Annotated in this window: 27 protein-coding genes and 1 tRNA gene; 8 read left to right on the top strand and 20 right to left on the bottom strand. The window is 74.1% G+C overall.

The window, feature by feature from the left end; translation table 11 throughout:
• Positions 1-32: 32 nt before the first annotated feature.
• Positions 33-1727, bottom strand: coding sequence for an alpha/beta hydrolase domain-containing protein (locus K7640_RS09800; RefSeq protein WP_222954439.1), 1695 nt, complete (start codon positions 1725-1727; stop codon positions 33-35).
• A gap of 478 nt (positions 1728-2205) precedes the next feature.
• On the opposite strand from K7640_RS09800, the gene K7640_RS09795 reads away from it, so the two are divergent.
• The 3 genes from K7640_RS09795 (at position 2206) to K7640_RS09785 (ending at position 4749) form a co-directional block, all read left to right on the top strand.
• Positions 2206-3129: a ribonuclease Z gene (locus K7640_RS09795; protein WP_222954438.1), complete on the top strand. Its 924-nt coding sequence runs from the start codon at positions 2206-2208 to the stop codon at positions 3127-3129.
• Positions 3130-3154: 25 nt separating this feature from the next.
• Positions 3155-3664, top strand: a complete 510-nt coding sequence (locus tag K7640_RS09790; protein WP_222954437.1) for a GNAT family N-acetyltransferase — start codon at positions 3155-3157, stop codon at positions 3662-3664.
• 134 nt (positions 3665-3798) lie between these two features.
• A complete protein-coding gene (locus K7640_RS09785) occupies positions 3799-4749 on the top strand; it encodes a S1C family serine protease (protein ID WP_222954436.1) in 951 nt (316 codons plus the stop codon).
• A gap of 63 nt (positions 4750-4812) precedes the next feature.
• On the opposite strand, the gene K7640_RS09780 is transcribed toward K7640_RS09785, so the two are convergent.
• Both K7640_RS09780 and K7640_RS09775 read right to left on the bottom strand, forming a co-directional pair.
• Positions 4813-6183, bottom strand: a complete 1371-nt coding sequence (locus K7640_RS09780) for a cystathionine beta-synthase (protein ID WP_222954435.1) — start codon at positions 6181-6183, stop codon at positions 4813-4815.
• A gap of 78 nt (positions 6184-6261) precedes the next feature.
• Complete coding sequence (locus K7640_RS09775) at positions 6262-6618, bottom strand: YkvA family protein (RefSeq protein ID WP_222954434.1); 357 nt, start codon at positions 6616-6618, stop codon at positions 6262-6264.
• 194 nt (positions 6619-6812) lie between these two features.
• Here K7640_RS09775 and K7640_RS09770 point away from each other — a divergent pair, with 194 nt between their 5' ends.
• The 3 genes from K7640_RS09770 to K7640_RS09760 all read left to right on the top strand — a co-directional run bounded on the left by K7640_RS09770 (position 6813) and on the right by K7640_RS09760 (position 10006).
• Positions 6813-7874, top strand: a complete 1062-nt coding sequence (locus K7640_RS09770; RefSeq protein WP_222954433.1) for an SGNH/GDSL hydrolase family protein — start codon at positions 6813-6815, stop codon at positions 7872-7874.
• Positions 7871-8665: an SGNH/GDSL hydrolase family protein gene (locus tag K7640_RS09765; protein ID WP_222954432.1), complete on the top strand. Its 795-nt coding sequence runs from the start codon at positions 7871-7873 to the stop codon at positions 8663-8665. Before K7640_RS09770 ends, K7640_RS09765 begins: the two co-directional genes overlap by 4 nt.
• A gap of 78 nt (positions 8666-8743) precedes the next feature.
• Positions 8744-10006 (top strand): acetyl-CoA C-acetyltransferase, encoded by a 1263-nt coding sequence (locus K7640_RS09760; protein ID WP_222954431.1) that lies wholly within the window; start codon positions 8744-8746, stop codon positions 10004-10006.
• Positions 10007-10203: 197 nt separating this feature from the next.
• On the opposite strand, the gene K7640_RS09755 is transcribed toward K7640_RS09760, so the two are convergent.
• The 4 genes from K7640_RS09755 to K7640_RS09740 all read right to left on the bottom strand — a co-directional run bounded on the left by K7640_RS09755 (position 10204) and on the right by K7640_RS09740 (position 12740).
• Positions 10204-10524, bottom strand: a complete 321-nt coding sequence (locus K7640_RS09755) for a hypothetical protein (RefSeq protein ID WP_222954430.1) — start codon at positions 10522-10524, stop codon at positions 10204-10206.
• Between the two features lie 190 nt (positions 10525-10714).
• On the bottom strand, positions 10715-11473 hold the full coding sequence (locus K7640_RS09750) for a Bax inhibitor-1/YccA family protein (RefSeq protein WP_222954429.1): 759 nt from the start codon (positions 11471-11473) through the stop codon (positions 10715-10717).
• 221 nt (positions 11474-11694) lie between these two features.
• Positions 11695-12549: a Bax inhibitor-1/YccA family protein gene (locus K7640_RS09745; protein WP_222954428.1), complete on the bottom strand. Its 855-nt coding sequence runs from the start codon at positions 12547-12549 to the stop codon at positions 11695-11697.
• A 110-nt stretch (positions 12550-12659) separates the two neighbouring features.
• Positions 12660-12740 (bottom strand) — tRNA-Leu (locus tag K7640_RS09740).
• 101 nt (positions 12741-12841) lie between these two features.
• Between K7640_RS09740 and K7640_RS09735 the strand changes: the two genes are divergently transcribed.
• Positions 12842-14680 (top strand): hypothetical protein, encoded by a 1839-nt coding sequence (locus K7640_RS09735; protein WP_222954427.1) that lies wholly within the window; start codon positions 12842-12844, stop codon positions 14678-14680.
• An 84-nt stretch (positions 14681-14764) separates the two neighbouring features.
• On the opposite strand, the gene K7640_RS09730 is transcribed toward K7640_RS09735, so the two are convergent.
• The 12 genes from K7640_RS09730 to K7640_RS30965 form a co-directional block, all read right to left on the bottom strand.
• Positions 14765-16093, bottom strand: a complete 1329-nt coding sequence (locus K7640_RS09730; RefSeq protein ID WP_222954426.1) for an NAD(P)/FAD-dependent oxidoreductase — start codon at positions 16091-16093, stop codon at positions 14765-14767.
• Positions 16094-16196: 103 nt separating this feature from the next.
• Positions 16197-16757: a hypothetical protein gene (locus K7640_RS09725; RefSeq protein ID WP_374198081.1), complete on the bottom strand. Its 561-nt coding sequence runs from the start codon at positions 16755-16757 to the stop codon at positions 16197-16199.
• A 16-nt stretch (positions 16758-16773) separates the two neighbouring features.
• Positions 16774-18168 carry a DUF58 domain-containing protein gene (locus tag K7640_RS09720; protein ID WP_222954424.1) on the bottom strand — a complete coding sequence of 465 codons (1395 nt, stop codon included), beginning with the start codon at positions 18166-18168 and terminating at the stop codon, positions 16774-16776.
• Positions 18168-19175 carry a MoxR family ATPase gene (locus tag K7640_RS09715; protein ID WP_222954423.1) on the bottom strand — a complete coding sequence of 336 codons (1008 nt, stop codon included), beginning with the start codon at positions 19173-19175 and terminating at the stop codon, positions 18168-18170. Before K7640_RS09715 ends, K7640_RS09720 begins: the two co-directional genes overlap by 1 nt.
• The gene (locus K7640_RS09710; RefSeq protein WP_222954422.1) at positions 19175-19756 is read right to left on the bottom strand and encodes a hypothetical protein; all 582 of its coding nucleotides are present in this window, start codon (positions 19754-19756) and stop codon (positions 19175-19177) included. Before K7640_RS09710 ends, K7640_RS09715 begins: the two co-directional genes overlap by 1 nt.
• A gap of 31 nt (positions 19757-19787) precedes the next feature.
• On the bottom strand, positions 19788-20567 hold the full coding sequence (locus tag K7640_RS09705) for a DUF4129 domain-containing protein (protein ID WP_222954421.1): 780 nt from the start codon (positions 20565-20567) through the stop codon (positions 19788-19790).
• 18 nt (positions 20568-20585) lie between these two features.
• Complete coding sequence (locus K7640_RS09700) at positions 20586-21326, bottom strand: uracil-DNA glycosylase (protein ID WP_305072211.1); 741 nt, start codon at positions 21324-21326, stop codon at positions 20586-20588.
• Complete coding sequence (locus K7640_RS09695) at positions 21319-22005, bottom strand: dienelactone hydrolase family protein (RefSeq protein WP_222954420.1); 687 nt, start codon at positions 22003-22005, stop codon at positions 21319-21321. The genes K7640_RS09700 and K7640_RS09695 overlap by 8 nt, the downstream gene beginning before the upstream one ends.
• 216 nt (positions 22006-22221) lie before the next feature.
• The gene (locus tag K7640_RS09690) at positions 22222-23238 is read right to left on the bottom strand and encodes a hypothetical protein (protein ID WP_222954419.1); all 1017 of its coding nucleotides are present in this window, start codon (positions 23236-23238) and stop codon (positions 22222-22224) included.
• Positions 23235-23567, bottom strand: a complete 333-nt coding sequence (locus K7640_RS09685) for a PadR family transcriptional regulator (protein ID WP_222954746.1) — start codon at positions 23565-23567, stop codon at positions 23235-23237. Before K7640_RS09685 ends, K7640_RS09690 begins: the two co-directional genes overlap by 4 nt.
• A gap of 157 nt (positions 23568-23724) precedes the next feature.
• Positions 23725-24189: a hypothetical protein gene (locus tag K7640_RS09680; protein ID WP_222954418.1), complete on the bottom strand. Its 465-nt coding sequence runs from the start codon at positions 24187-24189 to the stop codon at positions 23725-23727.
• Between the two features lie 246 nt (positions 24190-24435).
• Positions 24436-24612, bottom strand: coding sequence for a hypothetical protein (locus K7640_RS30965; protein ID WP_374198079.1), 177 nt, complete (start codon positions 24610-24612; stop codon positions 24436-24438).
• A 226-nt stretch (positions 24613-24838) separates the two neighbouring features.
• On the opposite strand from K7640_RS30965, the gene K7640_RS09670 reads away from it, so the two are divergent.
• Positions 24839-25027 carry a hypothetical protein gene (locus K7640_RS09670; RefSeq protein WP_222954416.1) on the top strand — a complete coding sequence of 63 codons (189 nt, stop codon included), beginning with the start codon at positions 24839-24841 and terminating at the stop codon, positions 25025-25027.
• Between the two features lie 39 nt (positions 25028-25066).
• Here K7640_RS09670 and K7640_RS09665 read toward each other — a convergent pair whose 3' ends face one another.
• On the bottom strand, positions 25067-25996 hold the full coding sequence (locus K7640_RS09665; protein ID WP_222954745.1) for a Ppx/GppA phosphatase family protein: 930 nt from the start codon (positions 25994-25996) through the stop codon (positions 25067-25069).
• Between the last annotated feature and the right edge of the window lie 41 nt (positions 25997-26037).

The raw sequence follows: 26037 nt of genomic DNA, 5'->3' as shown, positions 1-26037 counted from the left end.
ACGTCTGTTAATAAGGGGCCCCTCCTTACACCTCACCCCCGCAGGAGCGCGCTGAGCGCCCCGGCAACCCGGAGCACCGCGTCCCGGGCCGCCGGGTCGTCCGTGATCCGGCGGCCCGCCTGCTTGACGAGTTGTTCCAGCAGCACGGTCGCGGGCCGCTCGTGGCCTGCGGTGCCGGCCCGCTCGGCGGGCCGGAGCAGGACCTCGAACCCAGCCGCGTCGCGCGCGTCGATGCGCCCGGCGGCGACGTACTCGGCGATCAGCTCGCGCAGGTCCGAGTACCAGGCGGGGTCGCGGGTGACGTCCTCGACGAGGTAGCCGGCCCGTACGTTGGCCCGGGTCGTCGCGACGACCCGATCCACGTAGGACCGCACCGTCGGGTGCAGCGCGGCGAGCTGCGCGTCCGTCAGCGGCAGCGAACTGCCGTCGAGGAAGCAGAAGCCCGGCCCGGTGTTGCTGCCGCTGTTGATCCGCAGCGGCGCCTCGTGCTGGGCGAGCCGGATGCCGCCGAGCGCGAGGCCGAGTTCGTCGCGGGCCACGGTGGGCGGGTTGCTGGCCGTCATCCGAATCTTCGGCGCGGCCGGCGGCTGCTGGCCGTACGCGACCCAGTCGACGGTGTGGTCGTACACCGCGTTCTGCACCATGTGCTGCGGAACCCGGGACAGCGAGGGCAGCGCGCAGGTCTGCGGCTCACCGGGGTAGCCGCCGGGGTAGCTGCCGATGTCCCGCTTCCGCAGCGGGCCGTAGTCGGTGATCAGCTTCCAGTCTCCGTGCGAGGCGCCGGCCACCTCCCACGAACGCAGTACGGGCGAGTCGGCCTGCGCCCGGGCCGCCGCGGAGAGGATGCCACTGGCCACGTCCCCCTCGGAGTTGATCCGGAACACCGGCGTGGCCAGGTCGGTACGGAGCACCCCGCCACCGCCGTGCAGGACGACCGCGTCGAGGACGGAGGCCAGCGGCTGGACGCCGTTGTAGTAGTTCGCCAGCCGCCCGGCCGACTGCGAGTGGCCGGTGGCGATCACGTACCGGGGCGGCGACAGCCGGCCGAGCGGGGCGACCCCCGCCGGGCTGCGTACCGCCTTCACCGCCTGGCTGAAGATGTCGTACGAGAGGCTGTCGTCGTTGATCGTCCCGCCGACGGTGACGTCGAGCCCGCCGTAGCGGGTGGGGCTCCACGCCCGCAGGCCCGTCGCCGAGTGCAGGCCGGCACGCTGGGCGGAGACGCCGACCCAGGCGTACCCCTTGCGGATCAGGTGCTCGTGCGTCTGGAACCAGTCGACCTCCTGGTCCCACTGGTTGCTGACGTTGTTCCACTCGGCGATCACCACGCCGTTGAACCTCGGCTCGGCGACCGGCCGCCGGACCACGATCCGGGTGGTGTACGGCAGGTCGGTACCGATCACCCGGGCGGTGTCCGTGCCCTGGGTGGCGTAGCGGGTCGCGGTGCCGGAGAGGAGGAACTCCTCCTCCACGTATCCGGCCGCGGCGAGGTCGACGTCGGTGGCGAGGAACGGGTAACCGTGGCTCGGGTCGCCGACGGCCGAGGTGTGGCTGATCGGTCCGCTGACCACCGGATCGGCCACCCGGTCACCGCTGACGGTGGAGGGCAGGGGCGTGCGGTCGGCCGCGGCGGCGGGCGGGGCGAGGGGCACCGCCAGGGCGCCGGTGAGACCGAACGCGAGCAGGAGGCGGGGCGCACGTCGGCGGAGCGGGAGCAGGACGGACAACGTTCACCTCACGGTGGGAGCCGGCTGGCGGGCCGGGGTGGTGAGCCGTGCCGCAGAGACTATCGCTCGTCAATGCCGAAGGATAGAGCAGATTCGACGAACTTTTGTCCATCCGTACGAAAGTGCCGGGCTATTCCCGGCCAGCCGGTGATCGAAATCCGTTGCCGCCGCCGTGGGGAAGTGGATAGCGTGGCGGTACACGGGAAAGGAGGTGGTCCAGACTTGTATAGCAATCGGACTCGTGAGGTGGCTGTCCGCTAGCCGCTGTCCTCGACAGTAACCCCGTCCGCCCTTTTGGGCGGGCATCGGCACCATCGTCGAGACCGTGTGGCAGCGGTGCGGCGAAACCACGACAGCCACCCGACCCCCGGGGTGCCGGCCCAGTCCAGCCGGCCCGCGCGTGAGCGTGGAAGCCCCGGGGGTCGCTTCATTCCCGGCGCGGCCGGGGCCGGTCCGCTCAGCCAGGAGAATCCCGTCCATGCGTGAGCTGGTGGTGCTCGGGACGGCCAGCCAGGCCCCCACCCGGCAGCGCAACCACAACGGGTACGTGCTGCGCTGGGACGACGAGGTGATCCTCTTCGACCCGGGCGAGGGCAGCCAGCGCCAACTGCTGCACACCGGCATCACGGCGACCGACCTGACCCGGATCTGCGTCACCCACTTCCACGGCGACCACTGCCTCGGCCTGCCCGGCATGATCCAGCGGCTCTCCCTGGACCGGGTGCCGCGCCCGGTGGCGGTGCACTTCCCGGCCGGCGGGGCGGAATACTTCGCCCGGCTCCGGCACGCGTCGAGCTTCCACGAGACCGCCGAGTTGGCCATCGAGCCGATCGCCGCGGACGGGCAGCGGATCGCGCTGCGCGCCGGCACCCTGGAGGCCCGCCGGCTGCGGCACCCGATCGAGACGTACGGCTATCGGCTGGTCGAGCCGGACGGCCGCCGGACGCTGCCGGAGCGGCTGTCCGCGTACGGGATCGGCGGGCCGGCCGTCGGTGAGCTGCTGCGCGTCGGCCACCTGGACGTCGGCGGGCGCCGCGTCACCGCCGACGAGGTGAGCGTGGCCCGGCCGGGGCAGCGGTTCGCGTTCGTGATGGACACCGGCCTCTGCGACGCGGTGTACGCCCTCGCCGAGCACGCCGACCTGCTGGTCATCGAGTCGACCTTCCTCGCCTCGGAGGCCGCGCTCGCCGCCGAGGTCGGCCACCTGACCGCGGCCCAGGCCGCCCGGGTGGCGGCCGAGTCCGGGGTACGCACGCTGGTGCTCACCCACTTCTCCCAGCGGTACGCCGACCCGCGCCGCTTCGCCGACGAGGCCCGGGAGCACTTCACCGGGGACCTGGTGATCGCCGCGGACCTGACCACCGTCGCGGTGCCACCCCGCCGGACCACACCGCGGCACTGAGCGGGCCGGCCGCTACCCTCGATCGGTGAGCGTCATCCTGCGGCCCGCCACCCCGGACGACCTGATGGCGGTGGGCGCCCTGCACCAGCGGTCGCGGGTGGCGGCATACTCGGCGTTCCTGTCCCCGGCGGCGCTGGCCTCGCCGACCCCGGAGGGGATGGGACGGTACTGGGTGGAGCGGCTGACCTGGGAGGGCGCCGAGCACCGGATGACCGTGGCGGAACGGGACGGCCGGCTGGTCGGGTTCAGCTACCTGGGCCCGGACGACGAGGGCGACCCGGCGACCGGGCTGCTCAACGCGATCCACGTGGAACCGGACGAACGCGGCCGGGGCACCGGCCGGGCGCTGATGGTGGACGCGCTGGCCGCGATGCGGTCGCGCGGCTGGACCCGGGCGGCGCTCTGGGTGCTCCGGCAGAACGCCCACGCCCGCGCCTTCTACGAGCGCGGCGGCTGGTCGGCGACCGGCGCCGAACGGGAGGACCACATCGGGCCGGCCCTCGTGCCGCAACTGCGCTACGCCCGCCAGGTGTAAAGGAGGGGCCCCCTGTTAACGCATTCTGCATAGCAGGGGCCCCCTGTTAACACGGGCGGGGAGCTTCACGAGCGTTCGCTCTGGGCGGAGCGGCGGCGGGCATGGGCCACGGGGCGGGGCGCGTTGTCCGGCACATGGACATCGAGCACAGCGAGCGGGCGGAGGACGCCGCTCTGGACGCGTACTCCCGGGTGGTGAGCGGGGTGGCGGCCCGGGTGCTGCCCAGCGTGGCCGCGCTGTCGGTGCGGACCGCGCGCGGCGCGGGCGCCGGTTCCGCCGTCACCATCGACGCCGACGGCCTGCTGCTGACCAGCGCGCACGTGGTGCGGGGCGCGCGGGACGGGGTAGCCGCCTTCGGCGACGGCACCGAAGCCCGGTTCCGGGTGGTCGGCGCGGACCCGCTGTCGGATCTGGCGGTGCTCCGGGTCGACGAGGCGAACGTGCCGCCCGTCGAACTGGGCGACGCGGACGCCCTGCGGATCGGGCAGCTGGTGGTCGCGGTCGGCAACCCGCTGGGGCTGGCCGGCTCGGTCACCGCCGGGGTGGTCTCCGGGCTGGGCCGGTCGCTGCCCGCGCGGGACGGCCGGGTCACCCGGCTGATCGAGGACGTCATCCAGACCGACGCCGCCCTCAACCCGGGCAACTCCGGCGGCGCGCTCGCCGACTCGACCGGCCGGGTGGTCGGCGTGAACACCGCCGTCGCCGGGTACGGGCTCGGGCTGGCCGTGCCGGTCAACGCGACCACCCGGCAGATCATCGCCGAGTTGACCGCCGACGGCCGGGTCCGGCGGGCCTGGCTGGGCGTCGGCGGGGTGCCGGCGCCACTGCCACCCGAGGTGGTCGCCCGTACCGGTCAGCGCCGCGGGCTGCGGGTGGTCGAGGTGGTGCCGGGCAGCCCCGCCGGGTCGGCCGGCATCTACCTCGGCGACGTGATCCTGTCCGCCGGCGGACGCCCGGTCAGCGACGGCCAGGGGCTGCAACGACTGATGCTCGGCTCGGCCATCGGGGCCCGGCTGCCGGTCACCGTGCTGCGCCGGGGGGCGCTGGTCGACGTGATCGCGGTACCGACCGAGCTGAACCGCTGACGGGTGTTAACAAGGGGCCCCTGCTATGCAGAATGCGTTAACAGGGGCACCCTCCTTACACCGTCAGCGGGCGCCGAGGTGGGCCAGCAGGTCCTGCCGGGTGATCACGCCCTTGGGCTTGCCGTCGACCAGCACCAGCGCCGCGTCGGACTTCTCCAGCATGGTCACCGCCTCGCTGACCGGCTGCCCGCCACCGATCATCGGCAGCGGCTCGGCCATGTGCCGCTCGATGGTGTCGTGCAGGTGGGCCTGGCCGGTGAAGAGCGCGTCCAGCAGGTCCTTCTCGGCGATCGAGCCGGCCACCTCGCCGGTGACCACCGGCGGCTCGGCCTTGAGCACCGGCAGCTGCGAGACGCCGTACTCGCGCATGTAGTCGATGGCGTCGCGGACCGTCTCGGTCGGGTGCACGTGCACCAGCTCGGGCAGGCCGCCGGGCTTGCCGGAGAGCGCGTCGGCGACGGTCGGCTCGGTGCCCGAGGCGTCCAGGAAGCCGTACCGGGCCATCCAGTCGTCGTTGAAGATCTTCGACAGGTAACCCCGGCCGCCGTCGGGCAGCAGCACCACCACCACGTCGTCCGGGCCGGCCTTGCGGGCCACCTCGAGGGCGGCCACCACGGCCATCCCGCAGGAGCCGCCGACCAGCAGCCCCTCCTCGCGGGCCAGCCGCCGGGTCATGTCGAACGAGTCCTTGTCGGAGACCTCGATGATCTCGTCGGCCACGCCCCGGTCGTACGTCTCCGGCCAGAAGTCCTCGCCGACGCCCTCGACCAGGTACGGCCGGCCGGTGCCGCCTGAGTAGACCGAGCCCTCCGGGTCCGCGCCGATCACCCGTACCCGGTCCTCGGACGCCTCCTTCAGGTAGCGGCCGATGCCGGAGATGGTGCCGCCGGTGCCCACGCCGGTGACGAAGTGGGTGATCCGGCCGTCGGTCTGCTTCCACAGCTCCGGCCCGGTGGTCTCGTAGTGCGAGCGGGGGTTGGCCGGGTTGGCGTACTGGTTGGGCTTCCAGGCGCCGGGGATCTCCCGGGTCAGCCGGTCGGAGACGTTGTAGTAGGAGCGCGGGTCCTCCGGGGCCACCGCGGTCGGGCAGACCACCACCTCGGCGCCGTACGCCTTGAGCACGTTGCGCTTGTCCTCGCTGACCTTGTCCGGGCAGACGAAGACGCACCGGTAGCCCTTGAGCTGGGCCACCAGGGCCAGCCCGACGCCGGTGTTGCCGCTGGTCGGCTCGACGATGGTGCCGCCCGGCTTGAGCAGGCCGGCCGCCTCGGCGTCCTCGACCATGCGCAGCGCGATCCGGTCCTTCACGGAGCCGCCCGGGTTGACGTACTCCACCTTCGCCAGCACGGTGGCCCCGATGCCCTCGGTGACGCTGCGCAGCCGCACCAGCGGGGTGTTGCCGATCAGCTCGACGACGTTGTCGTAGTACTGCACCTCGATGTGTCCTTATCCTCGGCGCCGGCTCCGGCGCCGGGCGGATGACTCGCGTGTCCGCGCCCAGGGTACGTCCCGTCAGGGCGTCACATGCCCGGGGATCACAGAGCTGCGACGAGCCTCCCACTCCAGGAAGCGCTCGGTCTCCGACAGCACGCTGCCGGCCAGCCAGGTGATCATGACCGCGTCGTCCACCAGCCCGAACACGGTGAGGAACAGCTCCGGCACCACGTCCAGGGGCGAGACCACGTACGCGGTCGCCGCCGCCATCATGGCCAGCCGGAGGCCGCCGTCGTACTCCCCGCGGGCGGTGGCCCGGACCATCCGGGGCAGCGCCGCCAGCCGGGTGCCCAGCGAGGGCCCACCCCTGGTCCCGGACGCCACCGCCCGGGACAGCGCGACGAAAGCCGCGCTCCGCTTCAACGTCCTACCCATCGTTCCCGCCCTCTCCACGTGGTCAGGATGCCGGCCGCGCGCAAGTCCGGCCGCGCGTCCCGGGTCACGATCCGGTCACCGTACGCACCGGTGCCCGTACTGTCGGAAGAAGTACCCAGAGTCGGCTGTTCCCAGCCACGATCCGGCCGTCACGACGACAGCGGCCTGTCGCCCGACCGCGATAATGTCGCGGTATGGGGGACGTCGGCTCCGTCGTACCGGTCGCACCGGTCGCACCGCAGTGGCGGCGCGTGTGGCGGATCGCCCGGGTGGCGGCGATCGGCACGGGCGCCACCGCGGCGGCCGCCGCCGCGACCGGAGGCGTGCTGCTCGGGCAGGCCCGGCAGGCCCGGCGCACCATCCCGATGGCCGAGGCGCCCCCGCCGCGCTGCGACGGCGTCTACGGCGCCCGGTATCCCGGCCGGCCGGTCACCATGGTCATCCTGGGCGACTCCTCGGCCGCCGGATACGGCGTGCACCGCCGCCGGGAGACGCCCGGGGCGCTGCTCGCCACCGGCCTGTCCCGCCGGCTGCACCGCCCGGTCCGAGTGCACCGGTTCGCCGTGGTCGGCAGCCTCTCCGCCGGGTTGAAGCCGCAGGTGGAGTCCGCCCTGGACGTCGATCCCGACATCGCGGTGATCCTGATCGGCGGCAACGACGTGACCAACCGCACCCCGCCCGCCCTCGCGGTCCGCTACCTGGTCGACGGCGTCCGCGCGCTGCGCGCCGCCGGCTGTGAGGTGGTGGTCGGCACCTGTCCCGACCTGGGCGCGATCCGGCCGATCCAGCCGCCGCTGCGCTGGCTGGCCCGGCGGTGGAGCCGGCAGCTCGCGGCCGCGCAGACGGTGGCCGTGGTCGAGGCGGGCGGCTGGACGGTGTCGCTGGGCGACCTGCTCGGCCCCCGGTTCGACGCGGAGCCGGCCCGGATGTTCGCCTGGGACCGGTTCCACCCCTCGGCGGAGGGCTACGCGATGGCGGTCGCCGCGCTGCTGCCGACGGTGATCTCCGCGCTCGGCATCGGCGCCGAGCGGCGGCCCGCGCCGACCGGCGCCACCGGCGTACGGTCGCTGCCGGCCGCCGCCCAGGAGGCGGCCCGGCACGCCGGCACGGAGGTCAGCGCCGCTCAGGTCCGGGGCCGGGACCGCGGCCCCGCCGGCCGTTGGGCACAGCTGCGCCGCCGGGCGTTCTTCGGCGTCGGCACGGCGCCCCGACCGGGGCCGGCCGCCGACGCGCCCACACTGGAGGGACTGGCATGAGCGGTGGTGGTGAGATCGTCGCGCGGTGGGGCCGGGCGGCGGCGCTGTCCCTGGTGGCCGGCACGATCGGCGGCGCGGCGGTGCTCGCCGGCGAGGCCATCGCCGCCCGCAGCCGCCGGTACGCCGAGCCGGAGCTGGGCCTGGCGCTGCGCGCCACGGTCGGCCGGACCGCCGCGGTGCCGCTGCGCCTGGTGCTGCTCGGCGACTCCTCGGCGCTCGGCGTCGGGGTGGCCCGCTTCGAGGACACCCTCGGCGGCCAGCTGGCCCACCTGCTGGCGGAGGGGCCGACCGGGCGGCGGGTCCACCTGTCCAGCGTCGGGGTCTCCGGCTCCCGCTCGACCGACCTGGCCACCCAGGTGGCCCGGGCGTTGCTGGGCGACCGCCCCGACGTCGCGGTGATCCTGATCGGCGCGAACGACGCCACCGCCCTGGGCCGGCCGGCCGAGGTGGCCGCCTACCTGGGTGCCGCCGTCCGCCGGCTGCGCGAGGCCCGGGTCGAGGTGGTGGTCGGCACCTGCCCCGACCTCGGCGCGGTACGCGCGATCGCCGCCCCGCTGCGGCAGGTGGTCGGCTGGTCGGGGCGGCGGATCGCCCGCGCGCAGACCGTCGCGGCGCTGGAGGCCGGCGGCACGGTGGTCGACCTCGCCACCGACACCGGCCCGGTGTTCCGGGCGGACGCGGGCACCCTCTGCCACGACGGCTACCACCCGTCCGCCGACGGCTACCGGGTCTGGGCGCACGCGCTGCTGCCGGCGGTGGCCGCCGCCGCCAACGTCTCCTCCCGGCAGTGATCCGCGCCTGCCAGGGGTGACATTTCCCGCCGGGGCGACCGCTTCCACGGGAAGTTACCCGCGGGTTAACGTTGGTTCATGCCGATCGAGTCGTCCCGCGACGCCGTCATCGTCGCCACCGCCCGGTCCCCCATCGGCCGGGCCTTCAAGGGGTCCCTGCGTGAGGTCCGCCCGGACGACCTCGCCGCCACCATCGTCCGGGCCGCGCTGGACAAGGTCCCCCAGCTCGACCCCGCCGAGATCGACGACTTCTACCTGGGCTGCGGCCTGCCCGGCGGCGAGCAGGGCTTCAACATGGCCCGGGTGGTCGCCACCCTGCTGGGCCTCGACAACCTGCCCGGCGCGACCCTCACCCGCTACTGCGCCTCGTCGCTGCAGACCACCCGGATGGCCCTGCACGCGATCCGGGCGGGCGAGGGCGACGTGTTCGTCTCCGCCGGCGTCGAGATGGTCTCCCGGTACACCCGGGGCAACTCCGACACCCTGCCGCCGGAGGCGCAGGCGCTGGTCGGCGGCGGCTGGGAGAACCCGCGCTTCGCCGAGGCCCGGGCCCGCTCGAAGCAGCGCGCCGAGGGCGGCGCGCAGGTGTGGACCGATCCACGCGAGGCGGGCGAACTGCCCGACATCTACCTGACCATGGGGCAGACCGCGGAGAACCTGGCCCAGGTGTACGACGTCACCCGCGAGGACATGGACGCCTTCGGCGTACGCAGCCAGAACCTGGCCGAGAAGGCCATCGCGGACGGGTTCTGGGCCCGCGAGATCACCCCGGTCACCACGCCGGACGGCACGGTGGTCAGCACCGACGACGGCCCTCGCCCGGGCGTGACGCTGGAGGCGGTGTCCCAGCTGAAGCCGGTGTTCCGCCCGGACGGCCGGATCACCGCCGGCAACTGCTGCCCGCTCAACGACGGCGCGGCCGCCGTGGTGGTGATGAGCGCCCAGCGGGCGAAGGACCTCGGGCTCACCCCGCTGGCCCGGATCGTCTCCACCGGCGTCACCGCGCTCTCGCCGGAGATCATGGGCCTCGGCCCGGTGGAGGCGTCCCGGCAGGCACTGCGACGGGCCGGCATGACCATCGACGACGTCGACCTCGTGGAGATCAACGAGGCGTTCGCCGCCCAGGTCATCCCCTCCTACCGACAGCTCGGCATCCCGGAGGAGAAGCTGAACGTGATGGGCGGCGCGATCGCCGTCGGCCACCCGTTCGGCATGAGCGGCGCCCGGATCACCGGCACCCTGCTCAACGCGCTGGACTGGCACGACAAGACCATCGGCCTGGAGACGATGTGCGTCGGCGGCGGCCAGGGCATGGCGATGGTCCTCGAGCGGCTGAGCTGAGCCGCCCTTCCCCCCGGCTCGCGTCGTCGAGCCGGGGGCGTCGGGGAGCCTTGGCCTCGGTCGCGACTACCCGGGGACGCCCGGAGCGCGGTGAGGTTCAGCCTCGACGCCGGTCGCGACTACCCGGGGACGCCCGGAGCGCGGTGAGGTTCAGCCTCGACGCCGGTCGCGACCACCCGGGAACGCCCCGGTGCGGCTCAGAGCGCGGAGCGGGTCGCCGTGACGGCGGCGGCGGCCTCGGCCAGGACCGGGTCCGCCGGGGCGGCGGCGGCCAGGTCGGCGGCGACCACCCGGAGCTGGTCGGGCAGGGCCAGGTCGTTGTCGAGGCGGGGCACCGTCCGGCGCGGCTCGCCCGCGGCGTCGGCCGCCAGGTTGGCGACCTCCTGCACCAGCTTGTGCACCAGGTCGGCCCGGGACGCGTTGCCACCGGCGGCGGTCGCCGCCCACCGGGGCTGCTGCCAGTGCCCGACCTGACGGACCAGCAGTCCCACCGCCCGGTCCAGTTCCGCTGCGCTCATCGCCGCCGAGTCTACGGCGCGGGGCCGCCCCCGCCCGCCGCGCCGCCGGCGACCGCACCGGAGCGCACCGGGCCGCCGGGCTAAGCGGGCCGCGGCGGGCCGGCGGGTCAAGCGGGCCGCGCCGGGCTACGTGTTAAGCGGGGCCCCCTGCTATGCAGAATGCGTTAACAGGGGCACCCTCCTTGCACCGTCAGCGGCGGAGATAGCTGAGCAGGCGCAGGAGCTGCCAGTAGAGGAAGACCAGGCCGACCAGCAGCCCGAACGCGCAGAACCAGGCGAACCGGCGGGGCACGCCGGCCCGGACCGACCGCTCCACCAGGTCGAAGTCGAGCACGAAGCTGAACGCGCCGGCGATGATCGCCACCACCGAGAAGACGTACGGCAGCCAGCCGACCCGGCCGGTGAGGCTGTAGACCTCGACACCCTGACCGCCGGTCGCCAGGTACGTCACCAGGTTGACCACGCTGATCGCGACGATCCCGATCAGCGTGCCGACGACCAGCCGGGCCAGCCGCGGGGAAGCGCGTACCAGCCGGGCGCGGTAGAGCAGGGCCATCCCGAGGAACACGCCGAAGGTGCCCACCACCGCCTGCGCCACGATGCCGGGATAGACCAGCTCGAAGGCGCGGCTGGCCACCCCCAGCAGCAGCCCCTGGAGCACCGCGTACCCGGCGATGAGCGCGAGGTTGGTGCTGGCCCGCAGCGAGATGACCAGGGCCAGGGCGAGCCCGGCGAGGGCGCTGCCGGCCAACGCGGCGGAGATCCACACCGCCTGCGGCACGACCACCCAGGCCACCGCCGCGGTGACCCCGGTGAGCAACAGCAGGCCGACGGTACGGGTGACCACGTCCTCGACGGTCATCGAGTCCGCGACGACCACCGGGGACGCCCGGCGTTCCGCTCCTACCGTCCGGTCCAGCCGGTTGAGCACGGGATTGGCACTGGGCACCGCGACCTCCCTCGACGTACCCCCTCGCCGTCACTCTGCCCGGCGCGGGCCCCGGGTGGCGGGCGTTCGGCGACCCCGGTTCGCCGGGGCGGTCGCGGTACGCGAGGTGTTAAGCGGGGGCCCCTGCTATGCAGAATGCGTTAACAGGGGCACCCTCCTTACACCGACGACGACGGCGCCCGCCCCCGCGAGCGGGGCCGGGCGCCGTCGTCGTCGGTGTGTCAGTCGTCGCCCTGGAAGTAGCTGAGCAGGCGCAGGATCTCGATGTAGAGCCAGACCAGCCCGACCAGGATGCCGAAGGCGGCGGTCCAGGAGTAGCGCTGCGGCAGACCCATCCGCACGCCCTCCTCGATCTCGGCGAAGTTGAGCACGAAGCTCAGCGACGCGACCACGATGCAGACCAGGCTGAAGATGATCGCGAGCGGGCTGCCGTCACGCAGGCCGGTGTTGACGCCGAACAGCGCCAGCACGAAGTTGATCAGCATGGCGGCGAAGAGACCGACCATGACCGAGACCAGGATCTTGGTGAACTTCGGCGTGGCCCGGATGATCCGCGCCTTGTAGATCATCGCCATCAGGAAGAAGACGCCGAACGTCGCCGCGACGGCCTGGAGCACGATGCCGTCGTAGAGCGAGTTGAACGCCTTGCTCACCATGCCGACGAAGACGCCCTCGATGACCGCGTACGCGACCACCAGCGCCGGGTTGGCCATCCGCGAGAACGAGATGATCAGGCCGAGCGCCAGGCCGACCACGGCGGCGCCGATCCAGGCGACACCCACCATGGCGTCGGGCACCAGCACCCAGGCCGCCGCCGCGGAGGCGCCGAGGATGGCGAGCAACGTGACCGTCTTGACGACCACGTCGTCCAGGGTCATCGGGGTCACGGTGGGCGGGGCCGCGGGGTAACCGGTCCCGGCCGGGTACTGCTGCTGGTACGGCGTCTGCTGCTGGGGGTAACCAGGTGCCGCCGGATATCCGGGCTGTCCGTACGGCCCGGGCTGGGCGTACCCGGCCGCCCGCTCCCGCTCGGCCGCCTGGCCGAGCCGGGCGAGCACCGGGTTCGTGGTCTTCACTTCTCAGGCCTCCCTCAGGGGGTCGTCGCACGTGAACGTGCACGCTCCAGGGTAAACGGCACGGGATACGTGCGTGTCGCCCGAAGCTGTGGGAAAGCTGAGAGTCTAGGTGCCCGGGGCGGGGGTCGAACCCGCACGCCTTGCGGCAGCCGCTTTTAAGGCGGCCGTGTCTGCCGTTCCACCACCCGGGCGGGTGACACCGGCCACGCTCCACGCGGCGGTGCAGTCCCACCGTAGTCCTGCCTCGCGACCCGGCGTATCCCGCCGCCACCCCCACACTAGGGTCGAGTCCGTGACCAGCACAGCCCCTCCGACACCCGACGCCGCCCCGGAGGCGGAGGCCGAGCAGGCCGCCGCCGGGCCCGCCCCGAGCCGGTCGGTCCGCTGGCGGGCCGCCGCCCGCCGGCACCGCGCCGACGCGCTGGTGGGGCTGGGCTTCCTCCTCTTCGCCGCCTGGCTGACGCACGGGCTCTGGCCGAACCCCAACGGCCGGGTGCTGGCCCTCAACCCCGAGGACCAGACCCTCTACGAGTGGTTCCTGGCCGTCGACGCGCGCGTCCTGTTCGGCGACTTCGGCCTGCTCTCCCGCCTGCTCAACGCCCCGGACGGGGTCAACCTGATGGCCAACACCACGGTCATCGCGCTGGGCGTGCTCTTCGCCCCGGTCACCCTGCTGGCCGGCGCCCCGGTCACCTTCGCCCTGCTCGCCGGGCTGAACCTGGCCGGCACCGCGCTGGCCTGGTACCTGCTGTTCCGCCGTACCCTGCGGGTCGGCCGGGCCGCGGCGGCGGTCGGCGCCGGGGTCTGCGGCTTCGGCCCGGGAATGGTCGCGCAGACCAACAGCCACCTGCACATGACCGCGCAGTGGCTGGTCCCGGTGATCGTCTGGCTGGTGGTCCGGCTGCTCCGCGCCGCCGACCCCCAGGGCCGGCCGGACCGCGCCGGGCTGGACGGGCGCCGGGTGGTCACCTCGGCGCTCGGGCTGGCCGCGGTGGTCACCCTCCAGGTCTTCATCGGCGAGGAGGTCCTCTTCCTGGCCGCGCTCACCCTGCTGGTGATGGCCATCGCGTACGCGCTTGTCGACCGGGACCTGGCCCGCCGCGCCCTGCCCGGCTTCGCCGCCGGGCTGCTGCTGGCCGCCGGCCTCTCCGGGCTGGTCCTGGCGTACCCGCTGTGGTTCCAGTTCGCCGGCCCGCAGGGCGTCGCCGACGGGATGTTCAGCCCGCACTACTTCTCCGCAGACCTGAGCAGTTGGTGGACCGTCTCCCCGCTGTCGCTGGGCGGCGACGACGCCGCCGCCGGGCTGACCACCGGACCGGCCGAATACAACGCCTTCCTCGGGCCGGCGCTGCTGCTGGTCGCCACCGGCTGCGCCCTCTGGCTGGGGCGGCGGCCCCTGGTGGTGGCCTGCTTCGTCGCCGCGCTGGTGATGGGGGCGTTGTCGCTCGGCCCGGACGTGGTGCTGGCCGGCGAGCGCAGCCACCTGCCCGGCCCGTACACCCTGCTGCTCGGTCTGCCGGTGGTGGACGGCGCGCTGCCGATGCGCTTCGCGCTGGCGGTGCTGCCGCTGATCGGCACCCTGCTGGCGCTCGCCGTGCACCGCGCCGCCACGCGCCCCGGCCCGCAGCGGTGGATCGTCCCGGCGGCGGTCGCCGTGGCGCTGCTGCCGGTGGTGCCGGCCCCGCTGCCGACCGCCGACCGGCCGCCGCTGCCGGAGTTCATCACCGCCGGGCACTGGCGCCAGTGCGTACCGCCCGGCGGGGTGCTGGTCCCGGTGCCGCTGCCGACGCCGAAGGAGCCGTGGCCGATGCGCTGGGCGGCCGCCGCCGACGCCGGCTTCGCCCTGCCCGAGGGCTTCTTCATCGGCCCGTACGGGCGGGACGGCACCGCGGCGATGGGCACCTACAAGCAGCCGACCTCGGCGCTGCTGGCCGACGTCGCCAAGCGCGGCGAGCTGCCGGAGATCGGCCCGGAGCAGCGGGCGCGGGCGGCCCGCGACGCCGACTTCTGGAACGCCTCCTGCGTGGCGCTCACCGACGACGCGCCGCACGCCGACCGGCTGCTCGTCGCGTTGCAACAGCTCTACGGCCCCGGCACGCGGATCGCCGACGCCTGGATCTGGCGGGTCTGACCCGGACGCGGCAGGGCCCCTCCCCCTGGTCGGGGAAGGGGCCCTGCTACGACTTCGCCACCGGCTCAGCGCCGGGGCGCCGGCTCAGCGCGGGGCGCCGGCCGGCTGCGAGGCCACCGCGAACTCCTCGCGCGGGTCGTGCAGCTGGCCGAGCGCGACCACCTCGCGCTTGAGGAAGAAGGCAAGCGACCAGTCGACCACCACGCGCACCTTCCGGTTGAACGACGGGATCCGCGACATGTGGTACGTCCGGTGCATGAACCAGGCCGGCCAGCCGGTCATCTTCACCCCGTACACCTGGGCCACGCCCTTGTGCAGGCCGAGGCTCGCCACGCTGCCGGCGTGCTTGTGCTTGTAGTCGACCGGCTCGCGCCCGCGGATCACGTTGACGATGTTGTCGGCCATCCGGGCGGCCTGGCGGACCGCGTGCTGGGCGCTGGGCGAGCAGAAGTTGCCCGGCTCCTTGGTCAGGTCCGGCACCGCGGCGCAGTCACCGGCGCTCCACGCGCCCTCGATCACCCGGTCACCGTCGACCACCTGGAGCGTCGGGACGCAGGTGACCCGGCGCCGCTCGTCGCGCGGGAAGTCGGTGGCGTCCAGCAGCGGCGACGGCTTCACGCCGGCGGTCCAGACGATGGTGTCGGCGGGGAAGCTGTCGCCGTCGGAGAGCGTGACCACCCCGTCGAGGCAGGACTCCAGCCGGGTGTCCAGCCGGATGTCCATATTGCGCTTGAGCAGCTGCTGGACCGTGTACGCGCCCATGTCCCGGTCGACCTCGGGCAGCACCCGCTGGGTCGCCTCGACCAGCACCCAGCGCATCTCGTCGGTCTTCAGCTCCGGGTAGTAGCGCAGCGCGTCCCGGGCCATGTCCTCCATCTCGGCGAGCGCCTCGATGCCGGCGTAGCCACCGCCGACGAAGACGAAGGTCAGCGCGCGCCGGCGCACCTCCGGGTCGGTCGTGGCGGCCGCCACGTCGAGCCGGTCCAGCACGTGGTTGCGCAGGTAGATCGCCTCGCCGATGGTCTTGAACCCGATGCCGTGCTCGTGCAGGCCGGGGATCGGCAGGGTGCGGGACACCGAGCCGGGCGCCACCACGACGTGGTCGTAGGCGATCTCCCGGGTCGGGCCGCTGATCGGCTGGACCACCGCGGTCTTGCGGTCGTGGTCGATCCGGGTCACCGCGCCCGCCACCACCGTGCACTTCTTCAACTCCCGCCGCAGCGGCACCACAGAGTGCCGGGGCGAGATGTTGCCCGCCGCCGCCTCCGGGAGGAACGGCTGGTAGGTCATGTGCGGCTGCGGGTCGACGACGATGACCTCGGCCTCACGGGAGCTCAGCTTCTTGGACAGGCGCAGAGCGGCGTACAGGCCGACGTGCCCGGCACCCACGACAAGGATCCGCTTCGGATTCACGCCATCTATCTTTCCCCGGGCGGCTCCGGTAATACCGCTGCGGACCCCCTTCTGTGACGGAGCACAACCCCTGTGACCTGCACTACCCACCGCATAACCGGCCCTACCTGCGGCGCAGCAGCCAACCCAGCAGGGCGGTCGCGCCGGCCGCGACCAGCAGCCCGGCCACCGTCGCGGTGAGGAAACCGCCACTCGGGCCGACACCGCCCGCCTGGGTCAGCAGCACCCCGAGCACCGCCCCGGCGAGCACCACCGCACCGGCCCGGGTGAGCCAGCGCACCAGCACCGTCGGGTCGATGACCGCGTCGTAGGGCAGCAGCGCGGCCAACGCGCAGAGGGTGTGCACCAGGTAGAGGGCGGCGGCGAGGCCGAGCAGCCGCCACAGCTCGACCCGCTGGCCGAAACCGGCCGTGGCGAGCAGCCAACCGGCCACCGCGACCAGCATGGCGAAGGTCGGCCAGACCCGGCGGGGCCCGAACGCTGGCAGCAGCGCCGCCACCACCAGCCCGAGCAGCGCCCGCCCCACCAGCGCCTCGCCGGGGAAGGCCAGCAGGAAACTCCCCAGCGCGGCGAGGAACACCCCGAACCGGACGAGCAGCGGAAACGGGCTGATCCGGTTGATGCCGGCGCGTACCGCCCGGACCCGCTGGGTCACCGCGTCGATCATCGCGCCCCGCCTCTCATCGGCCGCCCACCCGGGGTGCGGTGGCCAGCCGGGCCACGTCCCGCAGCACCTGGTCCAGGCTGCCCGCGCCGGCCCAGCGCACCACCGGGACGCCGTGCTCCCGCAACTGGCCGATCATGGTGTCCCGGTCCAGCCGCCACAGCCGGAACGCCACCTCGGCCCAGCCGTCCCGCCCGGGCGGGGTGAGGTCGGCCGGCAGGGTGTCCACCGCCACCACGAACCGGCCGCCCCGGGCCAGCCGGGCCAGCATCTGCGCCGACCGCTCGTCGAGCAACGGGGTGAGCACCACCACCAGCGCGTCCGCCGACAGCAGCTGCGGCCCGAAGACCTGGTCGTACGGCTCGTGCGGGGTGGACTCGGCGCGGACGTCCAGCAGCCACTCCAGCAGCGTGAGGTATTGCCGGCGGCCGGTGGCCGGACGCAGCCGGCGGGCCGCGGGGCCGTATTCCAGCACCGCCACCCGGTCGCCCCGGTGCAGGTAGTGCTCGCCGATCGCGGCGGCTGCCCGGACCGTGGTGTCCAGCACCGAGGCGGCCCCGCCGACCCCGCCCGAGCGGCCCGCCTCGGCCAGCACGTCCAGCAGGACCACCACCTCGGCGTCCCGGTCGGACAGGGTCGCCGCGACGTGCAACTGCCGGGCCCGCAGCGAGACCCGCCAGTCGATGCGGCGCAGCCGGTCACCCGGGCCGAAGACCCGCACCCCGGCCAGCTCGCCGCCCTCACCGGGCCGCCGCGAGTGGTGCGCGCCGACCAGCCCGGCGGCCCGGGGCATCGCGTCGACGGCCTGGAACGGCTCGGTCTTCGGGTACACCCGGACCAGGGCCGGCTCGGCGACCACCACCCGGGAGACCAGCAGCCCGTCCGCCGCGGCCACCCGGGTGCCGGCCGGGCCGATCGGGTGCCGGCCCCAGCGCCGGGCGGTCCCGGCCAGCTCCAGGTCGACCGCCTCGCCGGTGGCCACGGTGGTGACGAAGGGCCGGTCCGCGCCGCCGGCGCGGCCCAGCTCCAGCCCGATGCCGCCGAAGCTCGCCCGGGTGACGTGCAGCCACGGGGAGAGCCGGGTCCGCACCACCGCGACGTCGTACCCGACGGTGTCCGGGTTGCCCACGCTCACCGCGCCGGCCAGCTCACCGCCCTCGACCAGGGGCGCGTCGTCGCCGCCGAGCCAGAGCTGCGGCGCGGCGGTCGGCCGGCGGCGCAGCGAGTATGCCGTGCCGAGCGCGATCGGGGTGGCCAGCACCACCAGGTCGACCCGGCCGAGCAGCACCGCGGCGATCAGCAGCACACCGGTGAACAGCACGGCGCGGCCTAGCGCCCGGCTCGGCGACCAGCCCGCCGCCGGTTCCGGTTCGACCTCGTACTCCTGCTCGGGAGCGGTCGGCGCGGTCATCAGTGCCCGGGCCGGCCGGCCGCGTAGCTGGGCAGCGCGCCGCTGGCCGGGGCGGGGGTCTGCGCCAGCACCTCGGCGACCACGAAGGACGGGTCGACCCGGCGCAGCCACATCTCCGGCCGCAGCGTGACCCGGTGGGCCAGCGCGGGCACGGCCACCTCCTTGACGTCCTCCGGCACCACGTAGTCCCGCCCGGCCAGCACCGCCCGGGCACGGGCCAGCAGCAGCAGCGCCAGCGAACCGCGGGGCGAGGCGCCGACCAGCACCGACGGGTGCTCCCGGGTGGCGCCGGTCAGCGCGACGATGTAGCGGCCGACCGAGTCCTCCACCACCACGTCCTCCAGCGCCGCCTGCATCGCCCGCAGGGTCGGGGCGTCGACCACCGCCTTGATCTCGGCCTCCTCCCGGCGGCGGGACATCCGGCGGCGGAGCACGTCCCACTCCTCGTCCGGCTCCGGGTAGCCGAAGGAGACCCGGAGCAGGAAGCGGTCGAGCTGCGCCTCCGGCAGCGGGTAGGTGCCCTCGTACTCGACGGGGTTGGCGGTGGCCAGCACGTGGAACGGCTCGTCCAGCCGGTAGGTGACGCCCTCCACCGAGACCTGCTTCTCCTGCATCGCCTCCAGCAGCGCGGACTGGGTCTTCGGCGGAGTCCGGTTGATCTCGTCGGCCAGCAGCAGGTTGGTGAAGACGGGGCCGGCCCGGAACGAGAAGTCGCCGCTGCTCTGGTCGTACAGGAAGGAGCCGGTGACGTCGGCCGGCAGCAGGTCCGGGGTGAATTGGAGGCGGCGGAAGTCCAGGCCCAGCGCCTGGGCGAAGCAGCGGGCGGTGAGCGTCTTGCCCAGCCCGGGCAGGTCCTCCAGCAGCACGTGGCCGCCGGCCAGGATGCCGGAGAGGACGAGTTCCAGCGTCTCCCGCTTGCCGACGACCACCGAGCCGACCGCGTCGAGCACCGCCCGGGCCAGGTGGCCCACCTCCGCCGGGGAGATGGCGCGGTTCACGTCGTTCATCAGATCTTCTCCAGTTCGGCGACGATCGCCGCGAGGTCGCGCGGCGACGGGGGGCGTCGGGGCGGGCGGTCGAGAAACGTCCAGAGCCGGTCGCCCAGCAGGGCGCGGGCGCGGTCCGGGTCGGCCTCCCGGGTCACGCCGTGCCGCTGGCGCAGCCGCTCGTCGGCCAGCTCGGCGAGGCGCGGCAGGACCGTGTTGGCGAAGCGCTCGGGGCGGGTGGCCGACCAGTCCAGCGGCACCTCCCAGCGGCGGATCGCGGTGCGCAGGGCGTCGCGGGCGCCGAAGTTGTAGTGGCCGTCCTCCTCACCGCCGATGGCCCGGGTGCCGCCGGGCGGCGGCGGGGACGGCGCCAGCGCCCGGGTCACCCGGCGGACGGCCAGCAGGGCGAGCGCCGCGACCACCACGGCCAGCAGCGAGATCTGGAGCCCGACCAGGCGCAGGCCGGCCACCACCACCACCACGATCGCCACGGTGGCCGCCAGGGTACGCAGCACCGCGCGCGCCCACCCGCCGCCCGGCTCGGCGGCGCCCGGTGGCGGCTCCTCCTCGAAGCTGAGCAGGTCCTCGATGCTGGTGCTCACGTGGGCCTCCCGGCGCTGCCGGTGCGGCCGCTCACGGCCCCGGCTCCCCGGCGGCGACGGTCAGCTCGCCGCGCAGCCGGCGCAGCGCCGCCCGGGCCTGGTCGCGGGTGCGCTCGTCCACCGCGTGGGTGGCGTACCGGGCCTCCCGATAGACGTGCGCGAACTCGGCCAGCACGTCGGCGCTGGCGATCGCCGGCACCCCGGCGTCCGGGTCGCCGCGCAGCAACCGGGTCACCAGGTCGGTCGGGGTGTCCCCGGTCAGCCTCGGCACGCCGGCCTCGGTCGCCGCCTCCTCCAGCCGCACCCAGCAGGCGATCACCGCCGTACGCGGGTCGGTGGTCCGGTCGTCCAGCTCCTCCAGGCCGGCGTCCAACGCGGCGACGACCTCCTGCGCGGTGCCCTGCGCGGTGCGCCGGGCCCGGCCCGCCGGCACCGCCCGGGTGGTCCGCCGGATCACTCCGCGCAGCACCGCCCAGCCGACGTATCCGACGGCGAGCAGGATGGCCGCGCCGAGCAGCGCGAGCGCCACGGTGCTGATCCACTGTGGCACGTGCGCCTGGGTCGCCTCCCCGGCCTCGCGCAGGTCCACGGGAAGGGGCGACGGCGGCTCGCCGGTCGGATAGTCCGGCACGTATGGGATGGTGTCGGCGGCGGGTGGGACCCGGCTCAGCCTGGGATCGGAGTGCGCCGAGGCGGCGGCGGCCAGCGCGAGCAGCCCGGCCACCAGGGCGATCGGCCACCACCGGCGGACCAGGCCCCGCACGGAGCGCCGCCGACGGTCCGGCGGGGGCGTCTGCGTCTCGTCCGCCATCGCCACCGCCCCCGCAGTTCAGTGCACCCCGGCCAACTGCTTCGCCCGGGTGAACACATCGTCAAGCATCCCTGGTGTCAACCGCCCTGTGAAGGTGTTCTGCTGGCTGACGTGGTAGCAACCGAGCAGCTCCGGTGCGGCCGTGCCGGACCAGTGTGCCCCATGCCCGAAGGCGGGTCGCGGGCTGGGCGGGCGCTGGCCGTACACCTGGCGCAGCACCGGCCACCACGCGGCCCAGGCGAACGCGCCCAGCGCGACCACGACGCGCAGGGTGGGCCGGATCAGCGTCACCTCCCGGTGCAGCCAGGGTGCGCAGGTGTCCCGCTCGGCCGGGGTGGGCTTGTTGTCCGGTGGCGCGCAGCGCACCGCGGCGAAGATCCTGGTGTCCCGCAGGGTGAGCCCGTCGTCGGCGGCCACACTTGTCGGTTGGTTCGCCAGGCCGGCCCGGTGCAGCGCCGCGAAGAGCACGTCGCCGGAGCGGTCGCCGGTGAAGATGCGGCCGGTGCGGTTGCCGCCGTGCGCGGCCGGGGCCAGACCGAGGATGCCGATCCGGGCGTCGGGCGGGCCGAAGCCGGGCACCGGGCGGCCCCAGTACCGCTGGTCGCGGAAGGCGGCCCGCCGGGTCCGCGCCACCTCCTCCCGCCAGGAGACCAGCCGCGGGCAGGCGAAGCAGTCGCTCACCGCGGCGTCGAGGTCGGCCAGGTCGGTCGCCCGCGCGGCGCGGGCGACCACCTCGACGGGGGTACGGGACTCAGCCAAGCTTCGCCCGGAAGTGCTCAAGGGTGCGGGCCCAGGCGGTGGCCGCGGCCCGCTGGTCGAACTTCTCCGGCCGGTCCTCGTTGAAGAACGCGTGCGCGGTGCCCGGGTAGTCGTGCAGCGCGCAGGTGCCGCCGGCCGACTCGATCGCGGACCGGACGCCCTGCACGCCCGCGTCGGCGGAGGTCCCGTCGGCTTCGGCGCAGTGGATGAGCGCGGCCTTGCCGGCGTAGTCGGCCCAGTCGGCGCGCATGCCCTCCCAGGGCAGCCGGGGATAGAAGCCGGCGGTGGCGACGATCCGTTCGGTGACCGTGCCGGACCAGAGCGCCAGGCTGGCGCCGGCGCAGAACCCGGCGCAGCCGATCTTGCCGGTCACCTCGGGGCGGCCGGCGAGGTAGTCGGCGGCGGCGGCGATGTCCCGGGCCGCCTCGTCCATCTGGCCGGCGTTCAGCATCCGCCGCGGCTCGTCCGGCTTGGCGGCGGGCTGGCCGTGCCGGAAGTCCGGCGCGAGGGCGACGAACCCGGCCTCGGCGAACCGGTCCACCACGGCCCGGATGTGCGGCACCAGGCCCCACCAGTCCTGGATGACGATGACCGCCGGGCTGGCCGCACCGCCGGAGGGTATCGCGAGATACCCCTCGCTCGTCCCTCCGTTGCTGGTGAAGCTCACCATCTCGCCCATGAGCCCGTCCTCCTAGCGGTCAGTCATCGTTGGCTGGTCGCCCAGTGGTCCTACGTGCCGGTAGCCTGCCACGCCGTCGCCGCACCGGGGAAGACGGAAGAACAGTGGCATTCACCTCCTGTTCGCCTTCGGCGAGATCCTTGTTCCGCACGCGGATCCTGGTCCGCACACACGGACGGGTGCCCGCCGGCGCGGCGGGCACCCGTCGGTCGGAGTTCAGCGGGTCGGCTCGGCGGTCGGCCCGGTCGGCGGCGGCGTGCCGGTCGGGGCGGCGGTCCCGGTCGGCTCCGGCGTGCCGCTCGGGTCGGCGGCGCCGGTGGGCGCGGGCGTGCCGCTCGGGTCGGCGGTGGCCGTGGGCCCGACGGCCGGCGGTGCCGCGGGCGGGACCGGGCGCGGGCCGAACGGCGCCTGCTCCGGACAGTACGGGTATCCGTTGCGCACGGCCGCCTCCTGGTCCTCCGGCATGTCGATGCAGTCGGGGTAGCCGATCCGGATCGGCGTGCCGTTCTGGTCGAAGAGCCGCGCGTTGCGGACCAGCCGCCCCTCGCCGTCGTAGACGAAGACGTCCCGCGCCGAGTCGTACGGGTTGTCCACCGGGTAGTACTCGACCGGGTAGTTCGACCGGGCGAGCCCGCCGAACTGGCCGACCAGCACCAGGCCGAAGCAGGCCAGCACCACCGCGCCGAGGTGCATCAGCTGACGCGGCCGGCGCCGCAGCTCATGCGCCCGGCGGCCCAGCGAGACCGACAGCGGGATGGCGACGGCGAGCAGCAGCAGGCCGAGGATCGCGCTGTTGAACGGGCGGGGCAGGAGCGCAAGGCCACCGCCGAGGATCGCGCCCAGCAGCGCCACCGCCAGGTAGCCGCGCAGCACCCACCAGGCCGGGCGGAGCAGCCGGAGGAACTCGCCGGCCGAGTCGTATCCGAGCAGCGGGCCGAGCCGGGTGTCGAGCCGGTCCACCCGGGCGCGCAGCCGGCGCACGGCGGCGTCGATCCGCTCCCCCCGCCGGTCGCGGGCCGGGGCGGCGGCACCGGCCGCGACCCGCAGCTCCGCCGCGTACGCCGCGGGCTCGCCGAGCCGCTCGACGAGCGTGCCGTCCGCCTCGGCGGCCACCTCGGTCAGGTGCTCCGGCAGGTCCTCGGTCAACTCGTCGCGGACGGTGGGTGGCAGGTCGGCCAGCGCGGCCCGGACCCGCTCGACGTAGTCCGTGATCTCCTGCTCAGTGACGGTCATGCCGCCATCCCCCGATCGTCGAGCAGCGTGTCCATGGTGGTGGCGAAGGACCGCCAGGTCTTGCCGGAGCGGGTGAGCTGGTCCCGGCCTGCGGCGTTGAGCGCGTAGTACTTGCGGTGCGGGCCGGCCTCGCTCGGCACCACGTACGTGGTGAGGAAGCCGGCGGCGAAGAGGCGGCGCAGCGTGCCGTAGACGGAGGCGTCCCCCACCTCCTCCAGCCCGGCCTCGCGCAGCCGGCGCAGGATGTCATAGCCGTAGCCGTCGGAATCCCGGAGCACGGCGAGCACGGCGAGGTCGAGCACGCCCTTCAGGAGTTGGGTGGTGTCCACGCCGTCGAGAGTAGTGTGCATTACGGAGTACCGTCAAGAACGCGATACCGGCGGCGCAAAACGCCGACGGCGGCACGGTGGGCACCGTGCCGCCGCCGGCGAGCGTCGCGCCTGGTCAGGCGCGCTTGGTCAGGCGCGCTTGGTCAGGCGCGCTTGGTCAGGCGCGCTTGGTCAGGCAGAGGACGTAGCCCGTGCCGCCCTGCTTGATGTTGGAGAAGACGTAGTAGTCCGCCCCCTCCTTGACGTACTTCTCGCAGCCCTCACCCGAGGCGGCCTGCGCCTCGGTCTGGTTCTCGACCCGACCGACCACGTTGTACGCCGCGTCGGTGGAGGTGCACTCGACGACCTTGGCGTCGTCGGCGTCCTCCTGCTTGTCGCCGACCATCTCGGGCAGCTCGGCCAGGCAGTCGCCGACCTTCGCGTCGGCGGTCTGGTCACGGTTCGCGAAGGACTTGATGCCGAACTTGATCGCACCGAAGGCGATGACGGCGAGGATGACGCCGAGGATGCTGAGCACCTTGCGGCCGGCGGACTTCTTGGGCTCCGCCGGAGGGGGGCCCGGGACCGCCGGCTCGGGCTGGCCGGGGTACGGCGCGGGCGGCGGGGCGACCTGGTCTGACACGGTGTTTCCTTCCCAGAGGGGTACGAGCAGACGACACCGTAGTGATCGACAGCCCCGCCCACTGCCCCACCGGCCTCCCCCGTTCAGCCATTTCTCAGCTTTCTCAGCTTCTTCCCAGCCAGCCTGGTCGTGCGCTGCGCTCGCGAGGGCCGGGGCGAGGGGGCAACTTCGGGGAAGTTGCCCCCTCGCCAGCCCATCGAGGCAGCAACTTCCATGAAGTTGCGACCTCGTGCCCGGCCCGGCGGGTCAGATCGGGGGTGGGGGTGGCTCTGGTCGCTTGGCCGTCCAGGCCAGGAAGCGGGCGAACAGGTCCGCCGGGGACGGTCCGGGGTTGTCGTTGAGCTTCAGCAGATCAGCGGTGGCGTCATGGAGGCAACTGGCCATGTAGATCGACAGCCCCACCCGGTCGCGTCGGTATTCCATCAGCAGCAGCAGCCGCGCCGGCTGGCATGGCCATGCGGCAGCGCACACCCGACACAGCCAACAAGGCCGCATAGGCAGATGCGGCCGGGTGGCACGACGCGGGCGGACCGGACCCGAAGAAGGCTGTGGCCAGGGCATTCGCTCATGATGCCGCGCCCTATTGACGCTGTCAACGAACATCGCAGTTGTCGGAGTAGATGAACATCGCCGCTGCCATTGTCAACCCGTGGAGCTGGTGGGCGTGTCGGAGATCCGAGCGATGCTCGGCAACGTGTCACGCCAGCGCGCTTCCGTCATCGCCAATCAGCGCAACTTTCCGGAGCCGATCGCCGTGCTCGCCATGGGAAAGGTCTGGCGGAAGTCGGACGTGGAAACGTGGATCAAGAAGCACCGGCCGGAGTTGGCCGACAGCTGACCCCCCACCAGCCAGCCGACCGGCCGTCCCGTTAACGGGTTACCGCAGGCTCCAGGCGATGCCGTCGAGGATGTCGTGCTCGGAGGCCACCACCGAGGGCATCCCGGCCCGCTCCATGATCACCTGGAGCACCAGCGCGCCCGCCCCGATCACGTCCGCCCGGCCCGGGTGCATCACCGGGATGGCCAGCCGCTGCTCGCGGGTCTGCGCCAGCAGGTCGGCGGTCACCTCGGCGACCCGCTCCCGGGACACCCGGGCGTGGTGGATGCAGGCCGGGTCGTACTCGGTCAGGCCCTGCGCGATGGCGACCACGGTGGTGACCGACCCGGCCAGCCCGACCAGGGTGGCCGCCGTCCGGCCCGGCACGACCGCCAGCGCCCGGTCGACCGCGACCTCGATGTCAGCCCGGGCGGCGGCGACCTCGTCCGGCGTGGGCGGGTCGCCGTGCAGGTGCCGCTCGGTCATCCGGACGCAACCGATGTCCATCGAGATCGCCGCGTCGACCCCGCCCTCCCGGGTGCCGACCACGAACTCGGTCGAGCCGCCACCGATGTCGACCACCAGGTACGGCGGCTGGGCGTCGGCGGGCAGGCCGCGCACCGCGCCGGTGAACGACAGCCGGGCCTCCTCGTCGCCGGTGACCACCTCGGGCGCCACGCCCAGGGTGAGCTCGACCATCGCCCGGAAGTCGCCGGCGTTGGCCGCGTCCCGGGAGGCCGAGGTGGCGCACATCCGGACCCGCTCGGCGCCGAGCTTGTCGATCTCGTCGGCGTAGTCGGCCAGCGCCACCCGGGTCCGCTCGATCGCCTCGTCGGAGAGCCGGCCGGTCCGGTCGACCCCCTGGCCCAGCCGGACGATCTCCATTCGGCGGCTCAGGTCGCGCAGCGGCGCCTCCGGCCCCGCCCCGGGGTCGGGCAGGTCGGCGACGAGCAGTCGGATCGAGTTGGTGCCGCAGTCGATGGCGGCCACGCGCGTCGTCACGCCCGCAACCCTACGGCAGCCACACCCGG

Origin of the sequence: Micromonospora sp. PLK6-60 (assembly GCF_019890675.1) — a bacterium.
Lineage (GTDB): Bacteria > Actinomycetota > Actinomycetes > Mycobacteriales > Micromonosporaceae > Micromonospora.
Note: the sequence above shows the minus strand (reverse complement) of the source record. Positions and strands in the feature narration are given on the sequence as shown.